This window comes from Arcanobacterium pinnipediorum (genome assembly GCF_023973165.1).
Taxonomy (GTDB): Bacteria; Actinomycetota; Actinomycetes; order Actinomycetales; family Actinomycetaceae; genus Arcanobacterium; species Arcanobacterium pinnipediorum.
Window position 1 is genome coordinate 29,504 of sequence record NZ_CP099547.1, and the last position, 24,780, is coordinate 54,283.

Annotated in this window: 21 protein-coding genes; 16 read left to right on the top strand and 5 right to left on the bottom strand. The window is 50.6% G+C overall.

The window, feature by feature from the left end; translation table 11 throughout:
• Positions 1 to 12 precede the first annotated feature (12 nt).
• Complete coding sequence (locus NG665_RS00110; RefSeq protein WP_252673306.1) at positions 13 to 951, top strand: carbohydrate kinase family protein; 939 nt, start codon at positions 13 to 15, stop codon at positions 949 to 951.
• A gap of 77 nt (positions 952 to 1,028) precedes the next feature.
• Here the strand turns inward: NG665_RS00110 and NG665_RS00115 are convergent, their stop codons facing one another.
• The gene (locus NG665_RS00115) at positions 1,029 to 2,288 is read right to left on the bottom strand and encodes an AGE family epimerase/isomerase (protein WP_252673307.1); all 1,260 of its coding nucleotides are present in this window, start codon (positions 2,286 to 2,288) and stop codon (positions 1,029 to 1,031) included.
• A 192-nt stretch (positions 2,289 to 2,480) separates the two neighbouring features.
• On the opposite strand from NG665_RS00115, the gene NG665_RS00120 reads away from it, so the two are divergent.
• A complete protein-coding gene (locus NG665_RS00120; RefSeq protein WP_252673308.1) occupies positions 2,481 to 2,828 on the top strand; it encodes a hypothetical protein in 348 nt (115 codons plus the stop codon).
• A 137-nt stretch (positions 2,829 to 2,965) separates the two neighbouring features.
• Here the strand turns inward: NG665_RS00120 and NG665_RS00125 are convergent, their stop codons facing one another.
• Both NG665_RS00125 and NG665_RS00130 read right to left on the bottom strand, forming a co-directional pair.
• Positions 2,966 to 4,492 (bottom strand): M81 family metallopeptidase, encoded by a 1,527-nt coding sequence (locus NG665_RS00125; protein ID WP_252673309.1) that lies wholly within the window; start codon positions 4,490 to 4,492, stop codon positions 2,966 to 2,968.
• A 34-nt stretch (positions 4,493 to 4,526) separates the two neighbouring features.
• Positions 4,527 to 5,762, bottom strand: a complete 1,236-nt coding sequence (locus NG665_RS00130) for an ROK family transcriptional regulator (RefSeq protein ID WP_252673310.1) — start codon at positions 5,760 to 5,762, stop codon at positions 4,527 to 4,529.
• 143 nt (positions 5,763 to 5,905) lie between these two features.
• On the opposite strand from NG665_RS00130, the gene NG665_RS00135 reads away from it, so the two are divergent.
• The 7 genes from NG665_RS00135 to NG665_RS00165 all read left to right on the top strand — a co-directional run bounded on the left by NG665_RS00135 (position 5,906) and on the right by NG665_RS00165 (position 14,572).
• Entirely contained in the window at positions 5,906 to 7,711 is a 1,806-nt protein-coding gene (locus NG665_RS00135; protein WP_252673311.1) for a peptide ABC transporter substrate-binding protein, read from the top strand.
• Positions 7,712 to 7,830: 119 nt separating this feature from the next.
• Positions 7,831 to 8,790 (top strand): ABC transporter permease, encoded by a 960-nt coding sequence (locus tag NG665_RS00140; protein ID WP_252673312.1) that lies wholly within the window; start codon positions 7,831 to 7,833, stop codon positions 8,788 to 8,790.
• Positions 8,790 to 9,653 carry an ABC transporter permease gene (locus NG665_RS00145; protein ID WP_252673313.1) on the top strand — a complete coding sequence of 288 codons (864 nt, stop codon included), beginning with the start codon at positions 8,790 to 8,792 and terminating at the stop codon, positions 9,651 to 9,653. The genes NG665_RS00140 and NG665_RS00145 overlap by 1 nt, the downstream gene beginning before the upstream one ends.
• A gap of 8 nt (positions 9,654 to 9,661) precedes the next feature.
• Positions 9,662 to 11,659 carry an ABC transporter ATP-binding protein gene (locus NG665_RS00150; protein ID WP_252673314.1) on the top strand — a complete coding sequence of 666 codons (1,998 nt, stop codon included), beginning with the start codon at positions 9,662 to 9,664 and terminating at the stop codon, positions 11,657 to 11,659.
• A 5-nt stretch (positions 11,660 to 11,664) separates the two neighbouring features.
• Entirely contained in the window at positions 11,665 to 12,570 is a 906-nt protein-coding gene (locus tag NG665_RS00155; protein WP_252673315.1) for an ROK family protein, read from the top strand.
• Positions 12,564 to 13,841 (top strand): alpha-L-fucosidase, encoded by a 1,278-nt coding sequence (locus NG665_RS00160; protein ID WP_252673316.1) that lies wholly within the window; start codon positions 12,564 to 12,566, stop codon positions 13,839 to 13,841. The genes NG665_RS00155 and NG665_RS00160 overlap by 7 nt, the downstream gene beginning before the upstream one ends.
• Positions 13,842 to 13,912: 71 nt before the next feature.
• Positions 13,913 to 14,572, top strand: a complete 660-nt coding sequence (locus NG665_RS00165; RefSeq protein ID WP_252673317.1) for a copper homeostasis protein CutC — start codon at positions 13,913 to 13,915, stop codon at positions 14,570 to 14,572.
• A gap of 133 nt (positions 14,573 to 14,705) precedes the next feature.
• Here the strand turns inward: NG665_RS00165 and NG665_RS00170 are convergent, their stop codons facing one another.
• On the bottom strand, positions 14,706 to 15,968 hold the full coding sequence (locus NG665_RS00170; RefSeq protein ID WP_252673318.1) for a DUF6287 domain-containing protein: 1,263 nt from the start codon (positions 15,966 to 15,968) through the stop codon (positions 14,706 to 14,708).
• 259 nt (positions 15,969 to 16,227) lie between these two features.
• On the opposite strand from NG665_RS00170, the gene NG665_RS00175 reads away from it, so the two are divergent.
• Positions 16,228 to 17,109: a glycosyltransferase family 2 protein gene (locus NG665_RS00175; protein WP_252673319.1), complete on the top strand. Its 882-nt coding sequence runs from the start codon at positions 16,228 to 16,230 to the stop codon at positions 17,107 to 17,109.
• Positions 17,110 to 17,185: 76 nt separating this feature from the next.
• Positions 17,186 to 17,923: a glycerophosphodiester phosphodiesterase family protein gene (locus NG665_RS00180; RefSeq protein ID WP_252673320.1), complete on the top strand. Its 738-nt coding sequence runs from the start codon at positions 17,186 to 17,188 to the stop codon at positions 17,921 to 17,923.
• 206 nt (positions 17,924 to 18,129) lie between these two features.
• Here the strand turns inward: NG665_RS00180 and rfbB are convergent, their stop codons facing one another.
• Complete coding sequence (gene rfbB, locus NG665_RS00185) at positions 18,130 to 19,122, bottom strand: dTDP-glucose 4,6-dehydratase (protein ID WP_252673321.1); 993 nt, start codon at positions 19,120 to 19,122, stop codon at positions 18,130 to 18,132.
• Positions 19,123 to 19,367: 245 nt separating this feature from the next.
• On the opposite strand from rfbB, the gene NG665_RS00190 reads away from it, so the two are divergent.
• Genes NG665_RS00190 through NG665_RS00210 form a run of 5 tightly spaced genes read left to right on the top strand, consistent with a single transcriptional unit; the run spans position 19,368 to position 24,677 of the window.
• Positions 19,368 to 20,282 (top strand): ABC transporter permease, encoded by a 915-nt coding sequence (locus NG665_RS00190; RefSeq protein ID WP_252673322.1) that lies wholly within the window; start codon positions 19,368 to 19,370, stop codon positions 20,280 to 20,282.
• Positions 20,282 to 21,520, top strand: coding sequence for an ABC transporter ATP-binding protein (locus NG665_RS00195; protein WP_252673323.1), 1,239 nt, complete (start codon positions 20,282 to 20,284; stop codon positions 21,518 to 21,520). The genes NG665_RS00190 and NG665_RS00195 overlap by 1 nt, the downstream gene beginning before the upstream one ends.
• Positions 21,521 to 21,524: 4 nt before the next feature.
• Positions 21,525 to 21,746 carry a hypothetical protein gene (locus NG665_RS00200; RefSeq protein WP_252673324.1) on the top strand — a complete coding sequence of 74 codons (222 nt, stop codon included), beginning with the start codon at positions 21,525 to 21,527 and terminating at the stop codon, positions 21,744 to 21,746.
• The gene (locus NG665_RS00205) at positions 21,698 to 22,615 is read left to right on the top strand and encodes a rhamnan synthesis F family protein (protein WP_252673325.1); all 918 of its coding nucleotides are present in this window, start codon (positions 21,698 to 21,700) and stop codon (positions 22,613 to 22,615) included. Before NG665_RS00200 ends, NG665_RS00205 begins: the two co-directional genes overlap by 49 nt.
• Position 22,616: 1 nt before the next feature.
• Positions 22,617 to 24,677 (top strand): glycoside hydrolase family 99-like domain-containing protein, encoded by a 2,061-nt coding sequence (locus NG665_RS00210; protein ID WP_252673326.1) that lies wholly within the window; start codon positions 22,617 to 22,619, stop codon positions 24,675 to 24,677.
• Positions 24,678 to 24,780: the final 103 nt, after the last annotated feature.

Here is a 24,780-nt window from a genome sequence, read left to right on the forward strand (position 1 = left end):
AGGGGCCTAGAGATGAGTGTTTTGGTTATTGGCGAAGCAGTGATGGATATTATTCGCCGATATGATGGCAGTGTGGCGCAACATCCCGGCGGCAGCCCAGCTAATGTTGCCTTGGGAATCAAACGCCTTGGGCAACCTACTCGTCTTGTAACTATGCTCGGTAATGACGATTATGGTCACGCTATTGCTCAATGGCTTGCTGAGGATAATGTTGATACCGTCGTCGTTCCTTCTGAACGGACGGCGAGCAGTATCGCAACTGTCGATGAAACCGGAGGAAGTACTTACACCTTCGATATAGCCTGGGATCTGGCTGGCAATCAACCACAAATGGCTGATATCCGCCACGTTCATACGGGTTCTATTGCCTCATATATTGAACCAGGTGCTAGCGATATCACTCGAATCATTGATGAGCATCGCGATGATGTGACGGTGAGTTTCGATCCCAATATTCGTCCTGCACTGATAGCAGACATGCCAGCAGTACGTACGCAGATGGGGCAAATGATTGCCCGAGCTGACATCGTGAAATGTTCTAATGAAGATTTAGCATTGGTATTCGAGCGTGCGGAACTAAGTGGCGAAGATATGATTGAGATCGCCCGCGCATGGATTGATGAGGGGCGCACCGAAGATAACGGACCGCTCTTAGTGATGATTACGTCTGGAAAAGATGGCGTTATTGCGATGAATGCTCGCGGTGATGTGGTCCATGTGCCTGCAGATTCCACAGTTGATGTGGTTGATACTGTTGGTGCGGGTGACTCGTTTATGGGCGCTGTGATTTACCAGTTGTCGGTGCGTGAATTAATGGGTGCAGCCAACCGTTCTGCGTTGTCTCAACTTTCGAAAGAAGAGCTCATCGAGATCATGACATTTGCTGTGCGGGTTGCCGATATAACGGTTAGCCGTGCGGGAGCAAACCCTCCTCGGCTTCACGAGCTCTAACTGCGCCAAAGTTTGAAACCGGCTAGCATTCTCGATGAAGTTTATGCTGCGTGCCCAGCGCTAGCTAGGCAGTTATTTTATTGAACACCCAGCGCTAAAGCGCCGGCGAAACACGGTGTGAGTGGCAGATCGGGCATGAGCATCGCCTGAACTGCATGGTAAATATCGGGTTTTCCAGGCCAGGTGATTGCAGAGGGTCTATTATCTCGATCAAGTTCGTGAATCCAGCGTCCTGGATCTTCGATAAGATATTTTTGTGCATATTCGCAAAATGTTGTAAACCAGTGTTCCATCTGCGCCAATTTCTCAAAATCACCTACTTGCTCAGCGTAGGTGGCAAAAGCTGCAGTAGCACTCAAGCCTTCACAGATGGTCCAATGCATTCGCTGGTGAACAACTGGCTCGCCGTCGAAATTAGTGGTGTAAACAATGCCGGGTTTCCCATCAACGTTCCACCCATCGGCTAAAGCAGTGATCAATAGCGAATATGCTACCTCTGGAAGCTGATCAGCAAAAACGCGCAGATCTTGCGGAATATCTCCGACGAGACGATCAAGTCCAGCCCAAAATTGCAACGCAAGGCGCGCCCATTCAATGCCATGCCCTGGAGTTACCCCGTAAGGACGGAACGGATCAGCCGGGTGATCAACATTGAAATCCGGTAATAGATTCCATGCTGAATCAAAGTGCTCCGGGATCCGCCAGCCGATCTGTGCCGCCTGTGCAAGGATAAAGGAAACAATAGCGGCGGATTTTTCTAACCACCGCGGGTCTGCCGTGGCATCCCATGCAGCCAGCGCAGCTTCGAGGGTATGCATATTAGCGTTCGCACCGCGATACTCTTCGCTATGGCGAAACGTGCGATCCCACGATTCGCAGACCAAACCATGTTCGGGTTCCCAAAAATGGGTTTCGTGCACCTGGCGAGCCAGTTGATACACGTCCTCTGCCCCCGCGATGCCGGCTTGAATCCCGGAACTAGCTGCGAGCAGAACAAAAGCATGAGCATAGCCAGCTTTACGATCGTCTTGGACGCTAGTGCCGCCGTAGTCCAAGGTGGTGAAGAATCCACCGAACTCGGCGTCGTAGAAAAACTTGCGTAAACAATCGATGCCGTGTTGGGCATACTCGCGTGCTGATGCGTCACCGCCCAAAGCGGCTAAGCAAAAAACGTGCGTCATGCGGCAGTTGATCCATAGTTGCAGGGCAGCGCTTTGGTCGGCGTTCCCGGTGGCGTCCATCGTAGAAAAACCGTGCTCGCATCGTGACTGGCGTGCGAAGTCGATGAGGGCGGAGAATTCTTGGTTTCGCCAGGCGCGTTGTGCTTCGTTCATCATGGTGTGTCCTGGTTATGGAGTAGGGCTAACGTAAGTGGTTGTTATGAACCTAGATTACATCGGGTAGTCGAAGTGAGGTAACAATTTCGAAATGTAAAGTGAATAAGGTTATGGAGACGGCTAAGAATAGGCATTTTTGATGTGTTAGGATGGCAGTGACCGAAAAATTCACTTTCTATAATAAGGATTCGCATGAAGAAGTTTTTTGCAGGCCTGAGCATTGCGCTTGTATCAGTGGCTGGCTTAGTTGGATGTTCGCCAAGCATTGATAAGGAAGCTCTGCGCGACGAGGTCATCGAAGGTGCCTTGAGCGTTTATCCAGATGAGATTCGTTCACAGAAGAATGTTGAAGAGTTCGTTGAATGCTCTGTTGGGCGCGCATGGGACGAAATGTCAGATGAGCAGATCCGCGAACTAGATGAGATTGTTAGCAAGAACGGGGCCGCTGGTGCAGAAGATTTGCCACCAGAGATCACCAGCATTGTTGCCAAGCATGCGATTGATTGCCAAAAGGAATTCCCTATTGAACTAGGTCAGTAATTCTGACGCTACGGCAATAATCTAGCTGTGGGCTTGTTCGGATATCCGAACAAGCCCACAGCTATTTGGCTCTCGCACACTTGGTAGGTCAATCAAGTGACCTACCAAGTGCGGTGAACCCACTACGCTCACACGTGTTATGAACGAATCGCAACCAGTTCGACGTCGTGCGGATCGTCAAACGGGAACATCGGGCGCTGAATATGTGAATGGCCCAACCGGATCAAATCTTGATCTACGCCACCTGGAGTCAACGCCAAAATCCAATCAGCATGAATATCGTGCAAATACGGCTCCAAATAGCCGATCTTCACAATAACAATATCGGTAGTCTCTGGCTCCAAGCCCAACCGCGTGAACTGCTCTCGCGTCGTGTATTGATTGCGCCGCGTCGAAACAATCAATCGCAAACCGCCAACTCGCAAAACGGCAGTTAGTAGCCCGTCAGGATCATCAACCAGATTTTCTACCACTGCGCTAAGCGCTACGGGCCCAGGCGCGCGGGTATCAATTTTCCCTCCAACTGAAACGTTGACCTGGGAACCAATACCGGCGCTAGCGGCGACCTGGACGGTTTCAGGATCGAAAATAGAGGCCAGAATGACGCTGACTTTCCCGTCACGCACTTCAGATCGGCTCACCACCTCAGCAAGTGCAACCGTGACATCATCTGCGCCGCCCGCACCAGGATTATCACCTGAATCAGAAATAAAGAATGGACGCTGATCTGAAGCGATCGCTTTATCTAACGCAGACTCAAAGGAATCAACAGGAGCCACAAACTCAAACTCGTGGCGAGCATCCCAAGCCTGGCGGGCAATACGCAACATGGCGGCGTCGAGAACCTCTTGATCCTCCCCATAGGCAGCAAAAGCTGCACAACACCGCGGCTGATCGGCCCACGCGAAACCGATCCAAAAACTTGCATCAATCACTCCCGGGGTGTGGTCACCAAACTTAGCAACCTCATCATATAAGCGGGCTGCTGGCTGCATGCGCGTCGAGGTCTTTTCGCCTGGCAACAAAATCGGCACATGCACTAAAGACTTCTTAGGTTTTCCTTTCCCGGAACGCACCCGCTCAACCAATGTGCGCGCAGCGCGCTCGCGAGTAACCCATGCATCTTCGTGTGGTGCCATGCGATAGCAGGTAAGAATATCGGTCATGGCAAACAGGTCGTGGGAGACGTTGCCATGCAAATCCATACAGGCGCCAACTAAAATGTCGTCCCCCATTGCTAAGCGGATCCCTTTTATCAGGTAGCCTTCGGCGTCGTCTAATCCCGGAACGCTCATCGCGCCGTGAATATCGAAGAAAATCGCATCCAGTGGTCCAGCTTCGGGTAGCCGTTCGCAAATCTCTCGGCGCCACTGAGTGAAAACATCAGCATCGATCGGGCCACCAGGTAGAGCTGAAGCATGCAAGATGGGTACCCATTCCACGCCTTCAGTCCAGTGACGATGCCCGCTGACCTGCCATTCCTTTCCAGCTAGATGTTGTGGGACGCGATCCATTAACGGAATATCGGATTCGGTAATGAACGGATAGCGTTTGAGAAGTTCTTCCCCGCGGCGCACGGTAAAGTCAGATTCGACTGAGAGGTATGGGGTAAATGTTGAGGATTCGATGTGAATACCGCAGATAGCGATTCGCATAGGTGTCATCTCCTTTGATATGAACACGTTTGACTGAGCCGGATTATGGATGAGGTAGATGTGTTTTGGCTTGGCGGGCAAGAATGGCCATTCCGATCAGCGGTGCATCTTGGCCAGAAATTGCGGTATCTACGGTGAGGTTTGCGGTAGACATCGGTAGGCATCGTTGATAGAGCTCGGAGCGAATTCCGGCAATTAAGGTGCGTGCTTGGGATAGTGATCCGCCGATAATAATATGTTGCGGATTAAGGAAGTTCACGAGGCCAGAGAGGGCTTCGCCGATATATCCGCCGGCGTTGCGTACCAATGATGCGGCGGTCATATCACCGTTTTGTGTGGCCTCGATGAGTTCATTAACTGTGGTGATGGGAGAGTCAATGCTAGCTAGGTGGCGTAGCATTGCTGCGCCGGAGGCTACGGTTTCTAGGCAGCCGGTGTTTCCGCAACTGCAGATGGTTGGGTTGGGGGATTGGACTCGGGTATGGGTGAGTTCTCCGCCGAATCCTTGGTGCCCGCGAAAGACGATGCCGTCAGCGATCCAACTAGCGCCTATGCCAGAACCGACCTTGATATAGATCGAAGATTCGGTGGTTTCTGCGCGTTTCATCCATTCTCCGACGGCGCCGGCGCGAGCATCATTTTCGACGACGGCGGGCAGTCCAGTTACTTTTTCGATCAGTTCGGTAAGATGTGTACGATTCCAGCCGGGCATACGGGCTGCACCGACGATGACGCCTTGCGTATCTACTGGGCCAGGCACTGCCACGCCCACAATAGATGCCATAGGCAGGGTGGGATTATCGTGGTGGAGCTTTTTCCACGTGGTGTGTAATAGTGTCACGATCGCTTCGGGGCCATCGTCAATAGATAGTGGGATATCGGCGGTGGCGATAACTTCTCCGGTGAGTTTGGCGATTCCCAGCCGAGCGTGGTGTGATCCGAGTTCGACGACGTCGGCGACATCGTGGAGTGGCGAGATGCGCAAGAGTGCTGCGCGGCGTCCGCCTGTTGATGAGGCGAGACTGTATTCTTCGATGTCGTGTTGTTCGAGGAGGCGCCGCACGCTCGCGTGAACTGTTGATCGTGGGAAGTGTGTTTTGTTGATGAGGTCCGTTCGAGATAGTGGGCCGTGGAGCAGTTCATTCAAAATCGTTGTATCGGTAGCATTAGTTCCATCAGTTGACGACGTTGAATGGCTAGTTGTTGCTGCCGTTAGCGTGATACTTTCCAAGACATTCGCCCCGTTTTCTTGCTGTGAATAGTGAAGCAGACACCTCATTGTGCACTCCAAGCCTAGCCTAAGTTGACAAAGTTTGGGAAGTTTTTGTAAAAAGTCTACGAAGTCGATAGACAGGTGGTATTGTGTAGATCACAGGCGGTTGGAGAGCCCGCCTACATATTTCTCAACGAGGAGAGACAATCATGCGACCATTATCGAAAGTAGCTAAAATCGCTGCTTTTGCCAGCGCGATGCTCATGATGGCGTCGTGTTCTGGCCAGCCTGCTGATAACAAGCCAGATAACGGCAACGCTCAGCCAACCGGAGAAGTCCAAGAAGGTGGAGATGTCACGGTGGCTCTGCGTACCCCGACATGGATCTTCCCAATTTCCGCACCCGGCAAAACTCAAGGTGAAAACGGTATTTTCATTAGTATGCTCTACAAGGGCTTCTACGAGTACAAACTCGATGCCGATAACCAATTCAATCTCGATGATCGTTCGTTAGCAGAAGAACCAAAAGTATCCGAAGATGGTTTGACTTACGAATTGAAGATGAAGCCATCGAAGTGGTCTGACGGTGAAGAAGTCACCACTCGTGACGTTGAATTCTGGTGGAACATCCTCAACGCGAACAAGGAAGAATGGTCTGGATACCGCAAGGGCAACTTCCCAGATAACGTTGCTGAATTCAAGATCATTGACGACCACACCGTTTCGTTCACAACCACCGAAGCATTCAACCCAGGTTGGTTTGTTGATAACCAACTAGGTTCGGTTCGTCCACTACCACAACACGTATGGGGTAAGACCTCCCCTGACGGCGAAATTGGCGATTTCGATCGCGACGTTGAGGGAGCAAAGGCCATTTTCGCTATGCTCACCGACGCCTCGAAGGACCTGCAATCCTATGCAACCAACCCGCTATGGAAAGTTGTCAATGGCCCATTCCAGCTCGAATCCTTCGTACCAAACGGCGAAGTAAAACTTGTAGCAAATAAGAACTACACTGGCACAGATAAACCAAAGCTCGATTCAGTAACCTTACGTCCATTTACCTCCGACGACGCTCAGTTCAACGTGCTTCGCTCTGGCGGTATCGACTACGGCTACATTCCAGCAGGATCGATCAACCAACGTTCCACCATTGAATCCCAAGGCTATACGGTAGAGCCGTGGGCCGGTTGGTCAATTACCTACATGCCATTCAACTTCGCCAACCCCAAGTCAGGGCCGATCTTTAAGCAAAAGTACATCCGCCAAGCAATGCAAATGTTGATCGATCAAGAATCGATCTCCAAGACCGTGTGGGCAGATACTGCAACGCCAACGTGTGGTCCAGTTCCACAAAAGCCTGGCGCTGCTGGTTCTACTGAAGGATGTGCCTACAAGTTCGATCCAGCTGGAGCTAAGAAACTACTCGAATCCCACGGTTGGAAGATCAACGCTGGCGATGTTAGCGTGTGTGAAAACCCAGGTTCTGGCGCTGACCAGTGTGGCGAAGGTGTAGACAAGGGTGCAGAACTGCGGTTCAAGATGATCTCCCAGTCAGGCTTCCCAGCCACCACCCGTATGATGACTGAAATCAACTCCCGCTTCTCTGAAGTTGGCATCAAGCTCGACATTCAAGAAGTTCCAGATTCAGTTGCAGTTTCGCAAAAGTGTGTACCAGATCAACCATGTGACTGGGATCTATCCTTCTTCGGATCTCAATCCTCGTGGTACTACCCGGTATACGCCTCCGGTGATCGCTTGTTCCAAACCGATGCGCCAGTCAACCTCGGCTCATACTCCAACCCAGAGGCGGACAAGCTCATTGAAGCAACATTGCGTGCTAAAGACACCTCCGCACTCGAAGCCTACAATGACTTCCTAGCTGAAGATCTTCCAGTTTTGTGGATGCCAAACCCGGTAGCACAAATCTCAGCATGGAAGAAGGATCTTGTTGGCGTTGGCCCGCAAGACCCAATGTTGAACTTGTACCCACAAGATTGGGCACACACCAAGTAAACACCACTATGTAACTTTCTCAGGTACGTGTTGCACACCTAAGCGTGGGTTCACGTTCCGTGTGTCAATACGTACCTGAGGAAGTGTTACAAACTGACTGATGCTGTGAAGGAGAGGTTATGGTTCGCTACATTTCGCGACGACTATTGCAATCGCTCGTCGTCGTCGTACTCGTAACGATCATTACGTTCACAATCTTGCATATGTTACCTGGTGGAGCAGCCCGTTCTGCTCTTGGACTCCAAGCTACCCAAGAACAGCTCGATGCCTATTCGCATCAAATGGGATATGATCGGCCACTCTACGAACAGTATTTCACCTACATTAACCAGCTCATTCACGGCGAACTGGGCACATCTTTTGCCTTAAACATGGATGTTTCCGATGCTATTGCGCAACGACTTCCCAAAACAATGCTGTTGAGCTTCCTCGGGTTAGTGCTCGCCGTCGTGATCGCTATTCCGTTAGGTATGCTCCAAGCATGGAAGCGTAACCGCTGGCCAGACTACCTTATTACCGCCATCGCGTTGCTGATGTACTCCACGCCATTATTCTTCATGGGGCTACTCTTAATCATTCTCTTTTCCCAAGTATGGGCAGTTCTTCCCCCAGAAGCACCACAAGGCTTTACTGTTTCAGAAATGCTATCGCAATGGCAAGGCCTAATTTTGCCTGCAGTTACCTTAGCAATCGTCTCACTAGCAGCCTACACCCGGTATGTGCGCTCCTCGATGGTTGATAATCTTGAAGAAAACTACATTCGTACCGCACGCGCCAAAGGCCTATCCGAATCGCGTGTTGTGATCAAACATGCGATGCGAAACTCGCTCTTCCCAGTCATCACCTTGCTGGGGATGTCGCTTCCGGGACTATTCTCCGGCGGTCTTGTGGTCGAATCGCTGTTTAACTATCCCGGAATGGGGTTGATGTATTGGCAAGCAGCCCAAGGCCGTGACTATCCAATTTTGCTTGCCGTGACCACAATTATTTCTATTGCCACAGTTATCGGCGCTCTACTAGCAGACATCATGTATGCCATAGCCGATCCGCGTGTTCGATACGGAGGGGGTGAAGCCTGATGAAAGCCAAGAATCCTAAAGGCTTATTCCGCCAAAGTGTTGAAGTCTTTGTGTCAAACCGGTTGGCTGTTCTCGGTTTACTCATCTTAATTTCCTTCACACTATTTTCATTCGTCGGCCCCTATATTTGGGTCACTGAGCAACAATACTCTTCCCTATCCGATGCCTATCTGCCGTTATCTGCTGAGCACCCATTGGGTACTGACGGTGTTGGCTTTGACCAATTAGGCAGATTGATGGAAGGTGGCAAAACATCTATCATTATCGGTTTGGCTGCCGGTATTTTGGCCACAACGATCGGCACAATTTGGGGTGCAACCGCTGGATTCATAGGTGGTTGGGTCGATTCGGCGATGATGCGTATCGTCGATGCGATGATGGCAGTGCCAGCACTATTCCTCTTCATCCTCATCGCCTCAGTCATCACACCAAATGTTCCACTGTTAGTGCTGACTATTGGTGCGTTCGCCTGGTTAAATCCGGCACGTCTTATTCGTGGTGAATCTTTAGCGCTGCGCTCGCGAGAATACATTACCGCGATGCGTGGCATGGGTGGCTCCCCGCTACGAGCCGTTCGTACCCACATTGTGCGCAACGCTATCGGAACCGTGATCGTTAACGCCACCTTCCAAGTAGCTGACGCCATCTTGTATGTTGCCTATCTATCCTTCCTTGGACTAGGTGTTCCACCGCCGGCAGCTAACTGGGGTGGCATGCTCTCTACTGGCATGAACGAAGTGTATAACGGCCACTGGTGGCTGTTATATCCACCGGGAATCATGATTATTTTGCTGGTTGTTGCGTTTAACTTCGTTGGTGATGGTTTGCGTGACGCGTTTGAAGTCCGTTTGCGAAGCCGATAGGAGAGATCATGACAAGCCCATTGCTCTCGATTGAAGATCTTCGTGTGACCATTAAGCTACGCAAAGGTCAAGTAGAACCGCTGCGCGGGGTCAATCTCGAAGTTATGCCTGGTGAAACCCTTGGCATTGTTGGTGAATCTGGTTGTGGTAAAACCATGACTGCACTATCAGTGATGGGATTACTCCCACACATGGGTAGTGTGTCCGGCGGTAAGCTGACATTCCAAGGGCGCAACCTGCTCGACTTATCAGATAAAGAAGCTCGCCGGATACGTGGCATGGAGATTGGAATGATTTTCCAAGATCCACTTACCTCACTGAATCCAACAATGAAGATCGGGGATCAGGTTGCTGAGCCGCTGCGTGTTCATCGAGGGGTTTCCAAAGCCGAAGGCCGCCAAGCAGCAATTGAGGTGTTGCGCAAAGTTGGCATGCCACGCCCAGAAGCGATTGTCAACGACTATCCACATCAGCTTTCCGGAGGTATGCGCCAGCGCGTGATGATTGCGATGTCGTTGATCTGCCAACCGTCACTATTGATAGCTGATGAGCCGACGACGGCGTTGGACGTAACGATTCAACGTCAGATTCTTGATCTTCTCGACGATTTGAAGAAAGAATTCGATACTTCAGTTATTTTGGTGACTCACGATTTAGGCGTGGTAGCAGGGCGTGCTGACCGAGTAGCAGTGATGTATGCCGGGCGCGTGGTAGAAGTGGGAACAACTGATGAAATTTTCATCAACCCACAACATCAATACACTCGTTCCCTCATGGCTGCGTTGCCAGAAAATACGAAAGATACTCGCCAAGAACTGTATACGATTCCTGGCATGCCGCCGTCGTTGCGCGGTGAAATTGTGGGGTGTCCGTTTGCTGCGCGTTGCCCGCGCACGATTGATGCTTGCTACACTGATACTCCGCAACTGGTGACGTTGACCGATAAAGCCGGTCACGTCCACTCCCATGCGTGTTGGAATCCTGCTGGCCCTGAACTGGAGCGGCCAATTTCTATTCGCGAAAAGCGCGATCTTAGTAATCGCTCAGTTATTTGTTCGGTACAGGATTTATCGAAGCTATATCCGGCAATGGGTGGGAAGGTTGTGCGCCGTCGGATCGGATCAGTTCATGCAGTATCGCATGTCTCTCTCGATGTTTATGAAGGAGAAACACTCGGTATCGTGGGCGAGTCAGGATGCGGGAAATCAACTCTAGGACGCGTGATTACTGGGCTAGAGCCTGCTTCAGATGGGCACGTGCTAATTGGCGGGAAAGACATTGCCCAAGCCTCGCGTCGAGAGTTGAAGAAGATGCGACGCGATGTACAAATGATGTTCCAAGATTCGTTTGCCGCGATGGATCCGCGTATGCGCGTCGACGAAATTTTGACCGAGCCGCTCAAAATTCAAAAAATCGGCAATCGCGAGTTTCAACATCAGCGTGCCAATACGTTAGTTGGCAAAATCGGTATCGAACACGGTGCAATGTGGAAATATCCGCACGAATTTTCTGGCGGTCAACTCCAACGCATCGGCTTAGCACGCTCCCTCGTGCTAGAACCGAAACTTATTGTGTGCGATGAACCAGTTTCTGCCCTCGATGTATCTGTCCAGGCACAAGTGTTAAATGTTATGCGTCGATTGCAAGAAGAGCAATCGTTGACTTACATTTTCATCTCTCACGATCTGTCTGTTGTGAAATATATTTCGGACCGGATCGCAGTGATGTACTTGGGCAAGATTGTTGAAATTGGTCCGGCCGCTGAAGTTGTAGAACATCCCCAACATCCCTACACTCAAGCGTTGATTGAAGCCATTCCGGTTGCCGATCCGCGCCATAAACGCAAAGAAATCGTGCATCTGACCGGTGAGCCGGCCTCAGCAATCAATCCTCCGCAAGGGTGTCGGTTTAAAAACCGCTGCCCGTTTGCCACTGAGTTGTGTAACACCGAACCTGTTTTGGTTGGTGAAGGTCGGCAGGTTGCCTGCCATTATCCGTTGGGATAACGGCCATGACTATATACGAGGATTCGGTTCGAATCGGCGTAGATATTGGTGGCACGACGATGAGTGTGGCTCGCGTGCTTGACAATGGCGATATTGTTGGTCGCATCGATATCCCAAGTCCAGCACGTGAGTCAGGAACTCGCGTCGTTGAAGAAATCACTGGCATTGTTCGCCACACTTGGCCAACAGCGCAATCAGTGGGGATCGGCGCTGCCGGTGTGATCGACGCCGAAGGCACAATTCTTGCCGCCTCCGATTCATTTAACGGCTGGGCAGGCTTTGCGTTAGGCCACGAAATACGACAAGCCCTCGGTATCCCAGTGGGTGTTGAAAACGACGTCAATGCGTTTTTGCTCGGTGAAACCTATGCCGGTGTTCTTTCCGGAGTAGACAGCTGTTTAGGGCTGATGTTGGGCACTGGCGTAGGTGGTGCCATCATGCTCGATGGTCACATACTTCACGGCCAACATGGCGCGGCAGCTGAAATAGGGCACATGCCCGGATTTGGTGATCTGCCATGTACGTGTGGGGGCCGCGGCCATATCGAAACAACCTCTTCGGGCCGCGCAATTGCAACACGCTACGCCTCAGCTACCGGAAAACCTACCGCACACGCGCGCCACGTTTCCCAAGCAGCGCGCGCAGGTGACGCGATCGCCGTCGATATTTTGCGTGACGCTGGCCGATATGCTGGCCTCGCAATCATCCAAACAGCAACAATGCTTGATTTGACCGCAGTTGTTATCGGCGGCGGGGTGACTCGCGACTGGGACTACCTTATGGAAGGAATCACTGAAATGGTGACGAAACATCCGCTCATCTCCGGTGGCACCCTTGAGATCCACCGTTCATTACTTGGCGCAGATGCAGTTCTTATTGGTGCTGCCCGCAAAGGTGGCCTCGCATGTTGAACTTCGATGAACGAGTGGGAAACCGCACCGACATAACGTATCCGCCAACCCCAGTCCCACAATGGTATCGGGATGCCAAGGTTGGAATTATGATTCATTGGGGAATCTATTCAATTCCTGCCTGGGCGGTAACCAGTGACGAACAGTTTAGCGCAGCGGAAGAATACGCCTTCCACCGATATGCCGAATGGTATGGCAATACGGTTCGTATTCCCGGTTCGCCCACCGCGCTACTTCATCGGGCACGCTACGGGCAACGCACATACGAAGACTTACTCGATATGTGGAACATTAACGACGACGCCGTGACCGACATCGTCAAGCTGGCGGTTGCTAGCGGAGCACGATACCTCGTACCAACCACTAAACACCACGATGGTCTATGCCTTTGGGATAGTGCCACAACCGATTTCTCAACCGTCCATCGCGGACCACACCGTGACCTGATCTCGGAATTCGCCCGCGCAACCCGCGAAGCCAACCTGCGACTAGGACTGTATTTTTCCGGCGCACTCGACTGGCACGTCAGCGATTTCGGGCCAATCACCTCAGACGAAGAACTATTTACCTTCCGGCGCAACGACGCCGAATTCTCCCGTTACGCCAACGCCCAAGTGCGCGAACTGATCGACCTATATTCCCCAGATTATTTATGGAACGATATTGATTGGCCCGACGGTGGAAAAGGCGACGAACCCTATGGTTTGGCTCAGCTCTTTACCCACTATCTCACCGAAGTCCCCCACGCAGTTATCAACGATCGTTGGGGTGTGCCAGCTCAAGGTGTGCTCACCCGCGAATATCGAAACGTAGCGACGAAAATGGATCGCCCGTGGGAAGCCGTACGCGGTATCGGAAAATCCTTTGGATACAACGCCGACGAAGATGCCTCCTTATCTCTTAGTGGCCCAGACTTAGTGCGCTACCTCGTCGACGTCGTCGCAAAAAATGGTAACCTGCTTATCAACATCGGCCCTGAAGCTGACGGAACAATACCTGAGGTCCAACGCCGATCACTAGAATATATGGGCCGCTGGTTGGCCCAATACGGCCAAGCTATCTATGCAACACGCCCCTGGGGGCCAGGAGTTATTGACGGGAGTTACTTTACGTGTCCGGCCGCGCAGCCAGAGTCAGAAAATGTTATCTATCTGCTCCAAGAAGCCGGACGCGAAGTTGTAGTTCCGCACGAGTTGCGCACCTATAACGTCAGTTGGCTCGGCGATTCGTCGGAAAACTGGCCTATCGTTGTCGCTAAGCTAGTCAAGTAGCAGATTTCGTGGCGTTTGCCAGCGGGGCGACGTCGAAGAACCTAGTGGTGATATCGAAGGAGATATGAGAAATGCTCGAAGTTATTGCGCTTGATGCCCGTGATGCGCTCGCGGCCGTAGCAGGTGGCGCAGATCGGCTCGAACTTGTAGGGACTATGGATCAAGATGGTTTGTCGGCAACAGTCGAACAGGTCGAACAGATCCGCGCCGTGAGCGATATTCCGATTCGAGCTATGTTGCGCGATCGCGATGGATTTACTCCCCAGAATAAGGAACAGTTGCGTCGCAGCGCACGCGAGCTTGTTGCTGCCGGAGTGCAGGCGCTTGTTGTGGGATGGGTGCGCGATGGGCACTTCGATACCGAAACTTTAGTCGAGGTGGTCCGCGAGGTACCTGAGGTTGAACTCACGATTCATCGAGCGATCGATCATGTTGCCGATTATGGTCGTGGATGGCAGAAAATCTTGCAGGTGGAGCAGGTGACGAGTGTTTTGACAGCTGGGTCGGCTGCCGGGGTGGAAGTGGGGATGGACAACATCTTGACTCAAGCTGCCAATCCGCGCATTGCTGATTTGATGATGATCGGTGGCGGGCTACGCCTTGAACATATTGATCGGCTCAAAGCAGCTGGTATCCGAAAGTTCCATGTTGGTTCTCCGGTACGTGGTGGTAGCTTTAATAATCCGGTTGATCCTGACCTCGTACGCGTATGGGTTGAGGCAACTCGATAACTGGCATGATGGGCGGATAGCGCTCGGATGTGGGTTGAGGCAACTCGATAACACCGATGATGGGCAGATATCGCTCGGATTTTTAGATCCTGCCCCGGAAACACCCACAGTGGGGCTAGTTCAGTGCGGCTAGTTAGAACGTTTCGAAGAATTCGCGAGCGATCGTTGCCCCGTGGCCAGTTGTTGTGTTCCAGCACGATAGACCAGTTTTCGCTGAGGCACATACCCAATCATCAAAGACAGCTTGTTTGCCGTAATCGAGAATAAGTGGCGGGTTTAGGCCGGCTACGCCATTATGTGCATTAAGTGACATAGGAGCTTCTGATCGATATCCATCATATTGCGGGATTTGCCCGTCTTTGAATTGAACTGACGGAAGTCCGGGAAGATTCGGGTCACGTGGCATGACTGGTTGCGGAGAGAAAAGTCCGGGCTCATACCAGGTCTGTACCACGCACTCTAGCTGGCTTTCTTGCCCCTCAAAATGCGTGAAATCGCAGAATATATTTTTTGACGGAGTAGCTAGGCCGCCGATACTCAAACCTGAATCGGAAAAGACAACTGGTACCCGCTCTGCGTTAGACGGCGCACTACCGCCGGCACATTCGTGGGCGTGAGGTGATGGCGGGACGCAATCTGGATTATGGTTGACAGTCTTTGCTCCTGCTACAGGCTGTGATTCCTTGGCAGCTTTGAGCAGATCAGATTCACTTGTGTGAAAGAAAACGTAAGGGGAAATATCAGAATCCATATCCCAGAATCTCCCCGGTGCGTTACCGGGCAACGCCACGATCCGATTGCCCTTGTCCATCGCTTCGATGGCGAGGTTAGCGTTTTCTTCAATCTTTTCTCCGGCAGGATAAAAACTCAGTGAATATCCAATAGCGAAGTTGTCTTTGCCGGTTGCATCCCAGTAGATGCGACCGGATTTCTTAGATGTGGAAACCGAAGCCTCGAATTTTTCGCGCGAAGCCGGGGTTGATAAAACGAGCTTGTTGATCTCGATGTTTCCCGCACTCGTGCTCCACTCGATGCGATCGTCTTTAATGGTGAGGCGATCTCCACTCATGTTCAGCCACGTACCTTCGATGGAGTCGTAGTTACCTTCAAGGATCTGATCGATATTCATGGCAAGCTCTGAACGAGAGTTCGAGGTATCTGAGTTTTTGTCTGAATTTTGATCGGTGATACCTGCCGGTGTAGTAATCGCCTTATCCTCGTTAGTAGACGAAGAATCGCGATTCACTAAAAACGAGCCGACGCCAAGAGCCGCCAGGAGGACGCCAAGTGTAACTAAGAGGATGAAAGCTCCCAAAACATACCAGATGATTTTATTACGTGAAGTTCCGGTTAGGTGATTTTCAGAACTAAAATTCTCCGATTGTTGTGACATCATCGTCCTCCTTTATGGCTTTAGTGTATAACGTCACGGTATCGCGCGCTGGAAAATGCCTAAATTCGCCAAAAGTTCTACCCCGCAAGGGCCAGCACTCTACTTCGGAAGGGCCAGAACTCTATTCGGCAAGGACCGAAACTCTATTCGGCAAGGGCCAGAACTCCACTTCGGAAGCCTCGAGTCCCAACCCTAAAAAGTGAATGAGCCAATTTAGTTTGGCTACATCTGTTCCGGAGGCAAACTGAACTACAATAGATGTATGCCTGAAAATGAACCCGTGGGCATCCACGTCGTCACAATTACATACAATCCAGGGCCAGAGCTCGATGCCATGGTAGCTTCACTACGATACGCTGGCATCCGCGGCGCAGATAACCGCCTCGTGAAAATCTCGCTAACAATCGTTGATAACGGCAGTGACACCGAGCGAGTCGATGCTCTAGTAGGAGAATATGCAACGGAATTTTCTGCACGAGTTATCCGCCCCGGACGAAACTTAGGCTATGGCAGAGCCGCAAACCTAGGATTGCGTGACATCAGCGAACCGTGGGTATGCGTGGCAAACCCGGATACTGTTTTCCAGCCAGAAGCTCTCGTTGAATTAGTTGCCGCCGGCCAGCGTTGGCCCAAGGCAGGAATTTTTGGCCCAAGATTATTAGAACGTGACGGGAGCGTCTACCCCTCAGCGCGCGCTCTTCCCAGCCTAGCTACCGGAATAGGACACGCTGTTTTTAGTCACTTGTGGCCAGAAAACCCGTGGACGAAAGAATATCATGGGCACACTGAAACAGAACATGTTACCGGCTGGCTTTCGGGGGCGTGCCTATTGATCCGAACATCGGCATGGCGTGAACTTCGCGGATTTGATCCACGGTACTTCATGTTTTTCGAAGATGTTGATTTAGGCCGGCGTGCCGGAGAAGCTGGGATTCAAAGCGTCTATGTTCCTGCAGCCTCTGTTTTCCATGAGCAAGGCGCATCCTGGAAGGCCCGCCCAGTCAAAATGATTAGAGCTCACCATAATTCTGCAAAGCAATATCTTGCTACGGCCTACTCTGGAGCTGCCTATGCTCCGGTGCGTGGCCTATTGGGATTAGGTTTGGATATTCGAGGATGGTGGCTAACCCGCGGCAGGCAATAGCGCCGCGATAGAGTAACGATAACGGCACTTCGCATTGTCGAAATTCACCACACATCAAAAGAGGATAAGTGACCCCATGAAACATACATTGCTAGAACGTGAAGTTATTGCGCATCGCGGACTCAACCGCCGAGCTCCAGAAAATACGCTTTCGGCTTTTCGGTTGGCGGCACAAAGTGGATGCCGATGGATCGAAACTGATGTAGACGTTATGGGTGATGGTACTGCGATCATTATCCATGATACGCGCCTAGATCGGACCACCAACCGGTCAGGCTATTTCTATGATCTGCAGGCTTCAGATTTACCTATCGATGCAGGTTCGTGGTTTTCGGCCCAATACGCCCACGAGCCACTGCCGACCTTGCATGAGCTCGTAGATCTGATGAATGAGACCGGACTCAACGCAAATATCGAGCTTAAATCCAATGAACGTGGCAAAGAAATGTCGATGCAGCTTATCGATAACACGTTGGCGGAGTTAGATCGGTTAGATCCGCAGCGCGAAGTGATTATCTCCTCTTTTAATCATCTATTGCTTCATCATGTCCACGAAAAGCGGCCTGATCTTCCGATCGGCGCTTTGTTTACCAAGGATAACTTGTGGCCAGATTGGCGCTCGATCCTTGAGCTGGTAGGAGCTACCTATATTCATCCTGATCAAGCACAGTTGCAGCCAGAATACATTGCGGCGTTCCGCGAAGCCGGATATGGAGTCAATGTCTGGACTGTGAATGATAAAGCCCGAGCAAATGAGCTTTTCAACTGGGGAGCAACTGCCATTTTCACTGATATTGCTGACGAATTCATATAAGGCGTTACAAAACCGGGGAATACGGGGTGATGTCATCATATAAGGTGACATCACCCCGTATTCCCCGGTTTCGGTGCAGTCAGTAGTTGAGATCGAGCCGGGAGCCGAGGCCTAGCCCTGAGCCAGACTCCAACCCCAGCCCGGGGGAGCCGAGGCCTAGCCCCGAGCCAGACTCCAACCCCAGCCCGGGGCTCAGCCGGTTCTAGCTACTGACCGTTCTTAGCGTACTTAGCTTCAACCGCATCTTTTGCTGGGCGCCACCAGGCTTCATGTGCCTTATACCATTCGATGGTGTCATGCAGGCCGTCAGCAAAGTTTTGGAATACCGGTTGCCAGCCGGTTTCTTCAACGAGCTTGGAGTTATCGATGGCGTAGCGTTGATCGTGGCCTGGCCGGTCATTAACATGATCGAAGTCGTCGGCTGGGCGGCCAAACTCTTCCAAGATCATCTGGGTAACTTGGAGGTTGTTAAGCTCACCATCAGCACCAATAAGATAGGTTTCACCCAACCGGCCTTTATTGATGATAGCCCAGACGGCTGCGTTATGGTCGCGGACGTGGATCCAGTCGCGGATCTGTTCACCGGTGCCGTAAATGCGCGGCCGGATACCGTCCATCAGATTAGTGACGGTTCGTGGGATGAACTTTTCCACGTGCTGGTATGGGCCGTAATTATTTGAACAGTTTGAGATGGTAGCTTCGATGCCAAACGAGCGTACCCAGGCACGAACCAGGTGATCGGAGGCTGCTTTAGATGAAGAGTAGGGGCTGGATGGTACGTAGGGGTCACCGGGTTGGAAGCGGCGCGGTTCACCGATTTCCAGATCGCCGTAGACTTCGTCGGTAGAAATGTGGTGGAAGCGGGTGCCGTGGCGGCGTACTGCTTCAAGGAGTTCGAACGTACCTACAATGTTTGAGCGAATAAATGGCGATGGATCGTTGAGGGAGTTATCGTTGTGGGACTCGGCGGCGAAATTGACCACCACATCGGCATCTTTGACCAACGAATCAACGGTATCGCGATCTGCAATATCGCCTTCGATCAATGTAACGCGTTCTAGCCCGGCAATTGAGGCTGGGTTTCCGGCGTAGGTGAGCTTATCGAGAACGACGACGTCGGCATCAGGCATCGTCTCAACGGTTTGGCGAACAAAATTTGCTCCAATAAAGCCGGCTCCGCCGGTGACAAGTACTTTCATTTTTCTCCTTGCTGGGCTCAAGCACCACTTTAGCTTGAGTACATTGTGTATTTGCGAGCTTCGATATTCCCATTATTACAGTCTTTTTACTGCGATGTGTGACCAATGAAGAAGATTTTACGCAATTATTTTATGTCCGAGTTGCATAGACTATAGTTACGAAGCGTGCTCGGAGAACCGAATCCTTGTATGCTCAAGTGTATACTGCTAGCTTTGACTAGAGCTAAAAACTTATGAGGAGCTTCATGAAAGCAGATGATATGAGTAGTGAAAGCTATTCACGATCCGAGATTGACCCGACTGACGAGCGGGTTGTTGACGTGCACGAAATGAAGGCTCCTTCGCAGGAAATCCGGCCAAAAATGCCTCTAAACCGGCAGTGGAACTTGGTAGCGAATTTCGCTGGTCGTGATCTTAAAGCGAAATTCAATGGAACCTTACTCGGTTGGGTTTGGTCCCTCGTCGTCCCAATGTCCACGTTGCTCATTTATTCGGTTGTTTTTTCCGTTGTTTTCCGTATTCAACCACCCCAGCTCGGCAACGGCAACGATGGAATCTTCGCACTGTGGTTATTCGCTGGTTTGATTCTCTGGTCGTTTTTCTCTTCGTCGATCAATGGTGGAATGAATGCGTTGACATCATCTGGTGGACTGCTTTCAAAGATTTACTTTCCGGCATACGCGCCGGTGTTAGGTTCCGGGTTAGCGGTAGGTGTTCAATCTCTAATCGAAGTCGGCATTCTTCTGGGCGCCTTTGTTATTGTGGGTAATATCGGTTGGACGTGGCTGTTATCCCCCTTCGTCTTGATGCTGTTTGTTATTTTCACCCAAGCACTGGCGGTTGTGCTTTCTATTCTCAATATTTTCGCACGGGACTTAGCGCATTTGATCAATGTTGCCTTGCAGTTACTGTTTTACATGACTCCGATTATCTACACCCCTGCCTTGCTTCCAGAAACTTGGCGCGGGCTTCCCTTGCGTGACATTATCGAATTTAGTCCGCTTGCAAAATTCGTAACTTTATTCCGCAGTACCATTTATGATTTGACGACGGGGACTATCATGCAATGGGTGTCGGTTGTTTTGTGGACGCTGGCAGCGTACGCATTGGCAGTGTGGGTTACGAAGAAACGCGGCGGGGATTTAGCGGAGCAAATCTAATGGTGAATGCAGCAATATCGGCACAGGAAGTGTCAAAGATTTTTACGATTCATGCCGAATCGAGATCGACAATTAAAGAACGTTTCGTTCGGGGAGCAGCTGTTGGAAAACGTGCGTTTAAAGCTCTCGATAGCGTTAGTTTTGACGTTCCACGAGGCTCGACGTTCGGATTGATCGGCCATAACGGTTCGGGCAAGTCGACGATGTTGAAGGTTTTGGCGGGTGTGTATCGGCCAACCTCAGGAAAAGTCATGGTCGATGGTCGCGTGTCAGCACTTTTGGAGTTAGGTGCTGGGTTCCACGGTGAGCTCACTGGCCGTGAGAATATTTATCTCAATGGCGCTATTTTGGGGTTGACGAAAAAGGAAATCAATTATCGTATCGACAAAATTATTGAATTTGCCGATATTGGCGATTTTATTGATGTTCCAGTTAAAGTTTATTCATCGGGAATGACTGTTCGGTTGGGGTTTGCGATCGCTGTAACTCTAGATCCAGAAATTTTGATTGTCGATGAGATTATCGCGGTGGGCGACGAAGATTTCCAGCGTAAGTGTTTCGATTATTTGTTTGATTTACGACGACGGGGAACCACAATCGCTCTCGTGACCCATTCGTTGAGCTTAGCATCCCAGCTATGTGACGAGGCGGTGTGGCTTGACCACGGCAAGTCCCGGCTTTTAGGTGATGTTAATGAAGTGATTGACGGATACCTGTCAGTTGTTAATCAGAAAGAATTTGATCGCCGAGCTGGCGACGAGGACGGAACTGAGACTGGGAACTCTGGTTCCCGGGCTGCTCGGCAAGGCTCTGGTGAAATACGTGTAACTGGCGTCGATATTCTTGATGGCAAAGGCGAAAAGATTCCGTTTGCACACGTTGGAAAACCACACACGTTCCGGATCCACGTCGATTGCAATAAGCCGGTGCGCAACGTCGAAGTCGGACTCGGCTTCATCACCGAAGGCGGAGTTTTTCTCTCCGGCCCTAATTCGGTTGCCACACAAGATACAAAGTATGACTTTGACATCGGGAAAAGTTACATCGATTACACGGTAAATCCGTTAGAGATTCTTCCCGGAAACTACTATATTACTGCTGCGCTAGTCGATTCTGGGCATACTTACGATTATTCGGATCGAGAGACGTCTCTCGTGGTACGTGCCGAAGGTGTTGTTAAAGAGCCAGGTTTGATTAAAATGCATGGAGACTGGTCACATATCCAGCGAGAGGTTTGAGCTAATGATTGATAACACGGAAGAACTGCGCCTTTTACGCGCCACAGTTAAACGACAAAAGCAAGAATTGCGTGAAGCCTATGACCAGGTACGCGAACACGAACAAGAAATCCACGATCTTAATCTGAAATTATCGACTGCCTGGGATCAGATACATCAGATGCGTAAGACGCTTTCGTGGCGAATTACTGGTCCGATTCGCGTGGTACGGATGATGCTCCGATGATTGAATCGATGCATAAAATTTTATCTTTGTGGGATCGGATAGATCCAAGGCGAACCAAACGTCCGCTGGTTTTAGCGTCAGATCCAGATCTGCGTATCGAAACTGGTGATATTGAAGGTCTCCTCGCAGCAGATAAAGTTGCTATTGTTGCAGGCTATTCGCCGTCGATAAAACAATCAAAATCAACCTACACGTATTTACAGGAATTAGCGCGCGCCGGTTTTGGTGTTTTTTATATTAATGTGTGTGACGATCCCCGGCCGCTAGAATTCGATGGCGAGTTAGATTCTCGCATTGTTATTGGACGTCGCGAGAATCGAGGCTATGATTTTGGAACCTGGGCAGTCGCACTTGCCCGATTCCCGCAACTTGGCAATAAACCTTTTGTTTTGTTAACTAATGATTCTCTAGCCGGACCGTTTACCTCGATTCAGCCCATGCTAGAACGGGCATGCTATGAGGGTAGAGCAGATGTTGTTGCTGCCACGATGTCTTCTCAGGTGAAGCCACATTTGCAAAGTTATTTCATGATGTTTCGCGGTGGCATTCTTGCTGAGAGTGCTCTTAGCCTTTTCTTTTCCCGGGTGCGAGTCGAGAAATCTAAGGAAGATGTTGTTTTACATAACGAGTTAGAGCTGCGTGATGTCTTGACGCAACTCGGCTATTCCTATGACGTACTCTTTCATCCTGGGCAGCTATCTTTAGCGCAGGAAAATCCCACACTTTACCGGTGGCGAGAGTTGTTTGAGGCCGGTTGGCCGTTTGTGAAGAAAACAATTATCTCCGATCCATCAACTGCCCCAAATGGTGAGGCTGTGGCTGAAGTTGTGAAAGAAACTTTCGATACTGACATAAACGGGTGGATGTAACATGAGAAAAATTACGAAAGCTGGAGCTAAACGTCGTCTGCTGGAATATCAGATGCGCGGACGCCAAATGTTGGCGCAAGCTATTGAAACGGGTGAGCTTCCACGACGCAATCGAAATATTTTGCCTTCAGATTTTACGCGCTGGGTAGGACGATTCGATGGACGACGAAACCAGGGTTTCCCTGATGTTTGGCGAACGAATCACCTGTTGCCGTTTGAGAATCCAGCTAAAGTCGGTGTGGTGATCCACGTTTATTATCGTGAACTACTCGATGAGATTGTGCTACATCTGAAAAACATCCCGGTTGAGTTCGACGTCATTATTACTAATGCTTCTGGCGAAAATATCGACGAAGCATCAATTAAAAACGAACTTGACAATCTGATCAACATTGCTGTTTTGGAAGTTGATAATCACGGTCGAGATATTCTACCGTTGATCCACGTCGTCAATGCTGGCTTTGTTGATCCGTATGAATTAATTTTTAAGGTCCATACGAAGAAGAGTCAGTGGCGAGCTAATCATGAATCTTTGGGCGGAGACGGGGAGTCATGGAAGAAAGAGCTACTTTCTGGGCTTCTTGGATCGCGTGATCAAGTAGCGAAGATCTTAGATTTCTTTGCAGCTAATCCGCACGCTGGAATGATGACTGTGGAAGGTAACATTGTTGGTGCCGAGCATTGGGGTGGCGATAAGAAACTCGTCACAGAACTGCTAAAACGCCTCGAGATGAATCTCGAAGCTCCAGATGAGTTACAGTTCCCGGCCGGATCGATATATGTGGCGCGCGGTTTCGTGGTTCAAGGACTGCGTGCGCTGTGCATGAGTGCTGAAGACTTTGAAGTTGAAGCCGGGCAAATTGATGGCACCGCCGCTCATGCGATTGAACGCATGATGGGAATCTTGACTCTCGAAGCTGGACTAGAGCTTGCGGATACATCGGCCTTAGATGCTGAGGTAAAACAGGGGTGGATGCGATTTGCCCATAATGCACCTCGCTCAGCTCGAGCTACCGCAATCCCGTTCTATCTACCGCAGTTCCATCCCAACACTGAAAACGATCGCTGGTGGGGTACAGGTTTCACTGAATGGACTAATGTCACGGCTGCTGCACCTGTTTTTCTAGGACATCATCAACCGCGCCACCCAGCAGATTTAGGTTTCTACGATCTGCGCCTCGACGAAGTTCGGCAACAGCAACAAGATTTAGCCCAGGCGCACGCAATCGCCGGATTCATGTATTACTACTATTGGTTCTCCGGGCAGCGGCTATTGAATTTGCCTATCGAAAAGCTGAAAGATTCCGAAGTTAATACCCCGTTCTGCTTCATGTGGGCCAATGAGAATTGGACGCGCAGCTGGGATGGTCGCCATTCTGACATCTTGGTAGGCCAGGATTATTCAACTGTTCCAGCAGAGCTCTTCATCGAAGACATCATGGAGTTTTTACTCGACGAGCGCTATATCCGAGTAGACGGTAAAGCGGTTATTGCTGTTTATCGCCCTGCACAAATGGATAACTTTGCCGACGTCGTCCACACTTGGCGACGTCGAGCTCGCCAGGCTGGAGTCGGAGAACTTATGGTTCTCGCCGTTGAAGTTTCTCAACAGTTTGACGGAGTGGGCGATAATTGGCGCCAACTGGGCCTGGATGGGACGTTGATGTTCCCACCACATAACCTAACCTGGGAAGGTGCAGCCTTACACAAGTACCGTCCAGATAGAAGATTCAAGGGAAGATTGCTCAGTTATCGTGGCATAGTGCGTCAAGCTATTCGAAAGATTTGGACCTTAGATAGCGAACAATATCCGGGCGTCATGGTCACCTTCGATAACACAGCGCGCAGGCAATGGAAGTCAGATATATGGTGGGGCTCTAACCCCTATACTTTCCATCGTTGGCTCTTAGCCAGCGTCGATTCAGTGATGGATCGAGATCCAGAGCACCGGATCGTGTTCATCAACGCGTGGAATGAATGGGCTGAAGGTGCAGTCTTAGAACCAACCGCGCGCCACGGTAAAACTTATTTACAAGCAGTTCGCAACGTGATGTGGTCTTAAACTAAGAGTGGGATGAGAGGTATCTTCCGATATTTCTCATCCCACTCGACGTTGTATTCACACCGTTAGCAGTTATCTCAATATCGGTTATGGAAATTTCAAT

Coding starts and splice junctions, on each gene's coding strand:
- rfbB (WP_252673321.1), bottom strand. CDS start 19,122: ATGAAAGTACTTGTCACCGGCGGAGCCGGCTTTATTGGAGCAAATTTT.
- NG665_RS00180 (WP_252673320.1), top strand. CDS start 17,186: ATGAAACATACATTGCTAGAACGTGAAGTTATTGCGCATCGCGGACTC.
- NG665_RS00115 (WP_252673307.1), bottom strand. CDS start 2,288: ATGATGAACGAAGCACAACGCGCCTGGCGAAACCAAGAATTCTCCGCC.
- NG665_RS00175 (WP_252673319.1), top strand. CDS start 16,228: ATGCCTGAAAATGAACCCGTGGGCATCCACGTCGTCACAATTACATAC.
- NG665_RS00130 (WP_252673310.1), bottom strand. CDS start 5,762: ATGAGGTGTCTGCTTCACTATTCACAGCAAGAAAACGGGGCGAATGTC.
- NG665_RS00150 (WP_252673314.1), top strand. CDS start 9,662: ATGACAAGCCCATTGCTCTCGATTGAAGATCTTCGTGTGACCATTAAG.
- NG665_RS00125 (WP_252673309.1), bottom strand. CDS start 4,492: ATGACACCTATGCGAATCGCTATCTGCGGTATTCACATCGAATCCTCA.
- NG665_RS00120 (WP_252673308.1), top strand. CDS start 2,481: ATGAAGAAGTTTTTTGCAGGCCTGAGCATTGCGCTTGTATCAGTGGCT.
- NG665_RS00200 (WP_252673324.1), top strand. CDS start 21,525: ATGATTGATAACACGGAAGAACTGCGCCTTTTACGCGCCACAGTTAAA.
- NG665_RS00190 (WP_252673322.1), top strand. CDS start 19,368: ATGAAAGCAGATGATATGAGTAGTGAAAGCTATTCACGATCCGAGATT.
- NG665_RS00155 (WP_252673315.1), top strand. CDS start 11,665: ATGACTATATACGAGGATTCGGTTCGAATCGGCGTAGATATTGGTGGC.
- NG665_RS00140 (WP_252673312.1), top strand. CDS start 7,831: ATGGTTCGCTACATTTCGCGACGACTATTGCAATCGCTCGTCGTCGTC.
- NG665_RS00160 (WP_252673316.1), top strand. CDS start 12,564: ATGTTGAACTTCGATGAACGAGTGGGAAACCGCACCGACATAACGTAT.
- NG665_RS00145 (WP_252673313.1), top strand. CDS start 8,790: ATGAAAGCCAAGAATCCTAAAGGCTTATTCCGCCAAAGTGTTGAAGTC.
- NG665_RS00170 (WP_252673318.1), bottom strand. CDS start 15,968: ATGATGTCACAACAATCGGAGAATTTTAGTTCTGAAAATCACCTAACC.
- NG665_RS00165 (WP_252673317.1), top strand. CDS start 13,913: ATGCTCGAAGTTATTGCGCTTGATGCCCGTGATGCGCTCGCGGCCGTA.
- NG665_RS00135 (WP_252673311.1), top strand. CDS start 5,906: ATGCGACCATTATCGAAAGTAGCTAAAATCGCTGCTTTTGCCAGCGCG.
- NG665_RS00195 (WP_252673323.1), top strand. CDS start 20,282: ATGGTGAATGCAGCAATATCGGCACAGGAAGTGTCAAAGATTTTTACG.
- NG665_RS00110 (WP_252673306.1), top strand. CDS start 13: ATGAGTGTTTTGGTTATTGGCGAAGCAGTGATGGATATTATTCGCCGA.
- NG665_RS00210 (WP_252673326.1), top strand. CDS start 22,617: ATGAGAAAAATTACGAAAGCTGGAGCTAAACGTCGTCTGCTGGAATAT.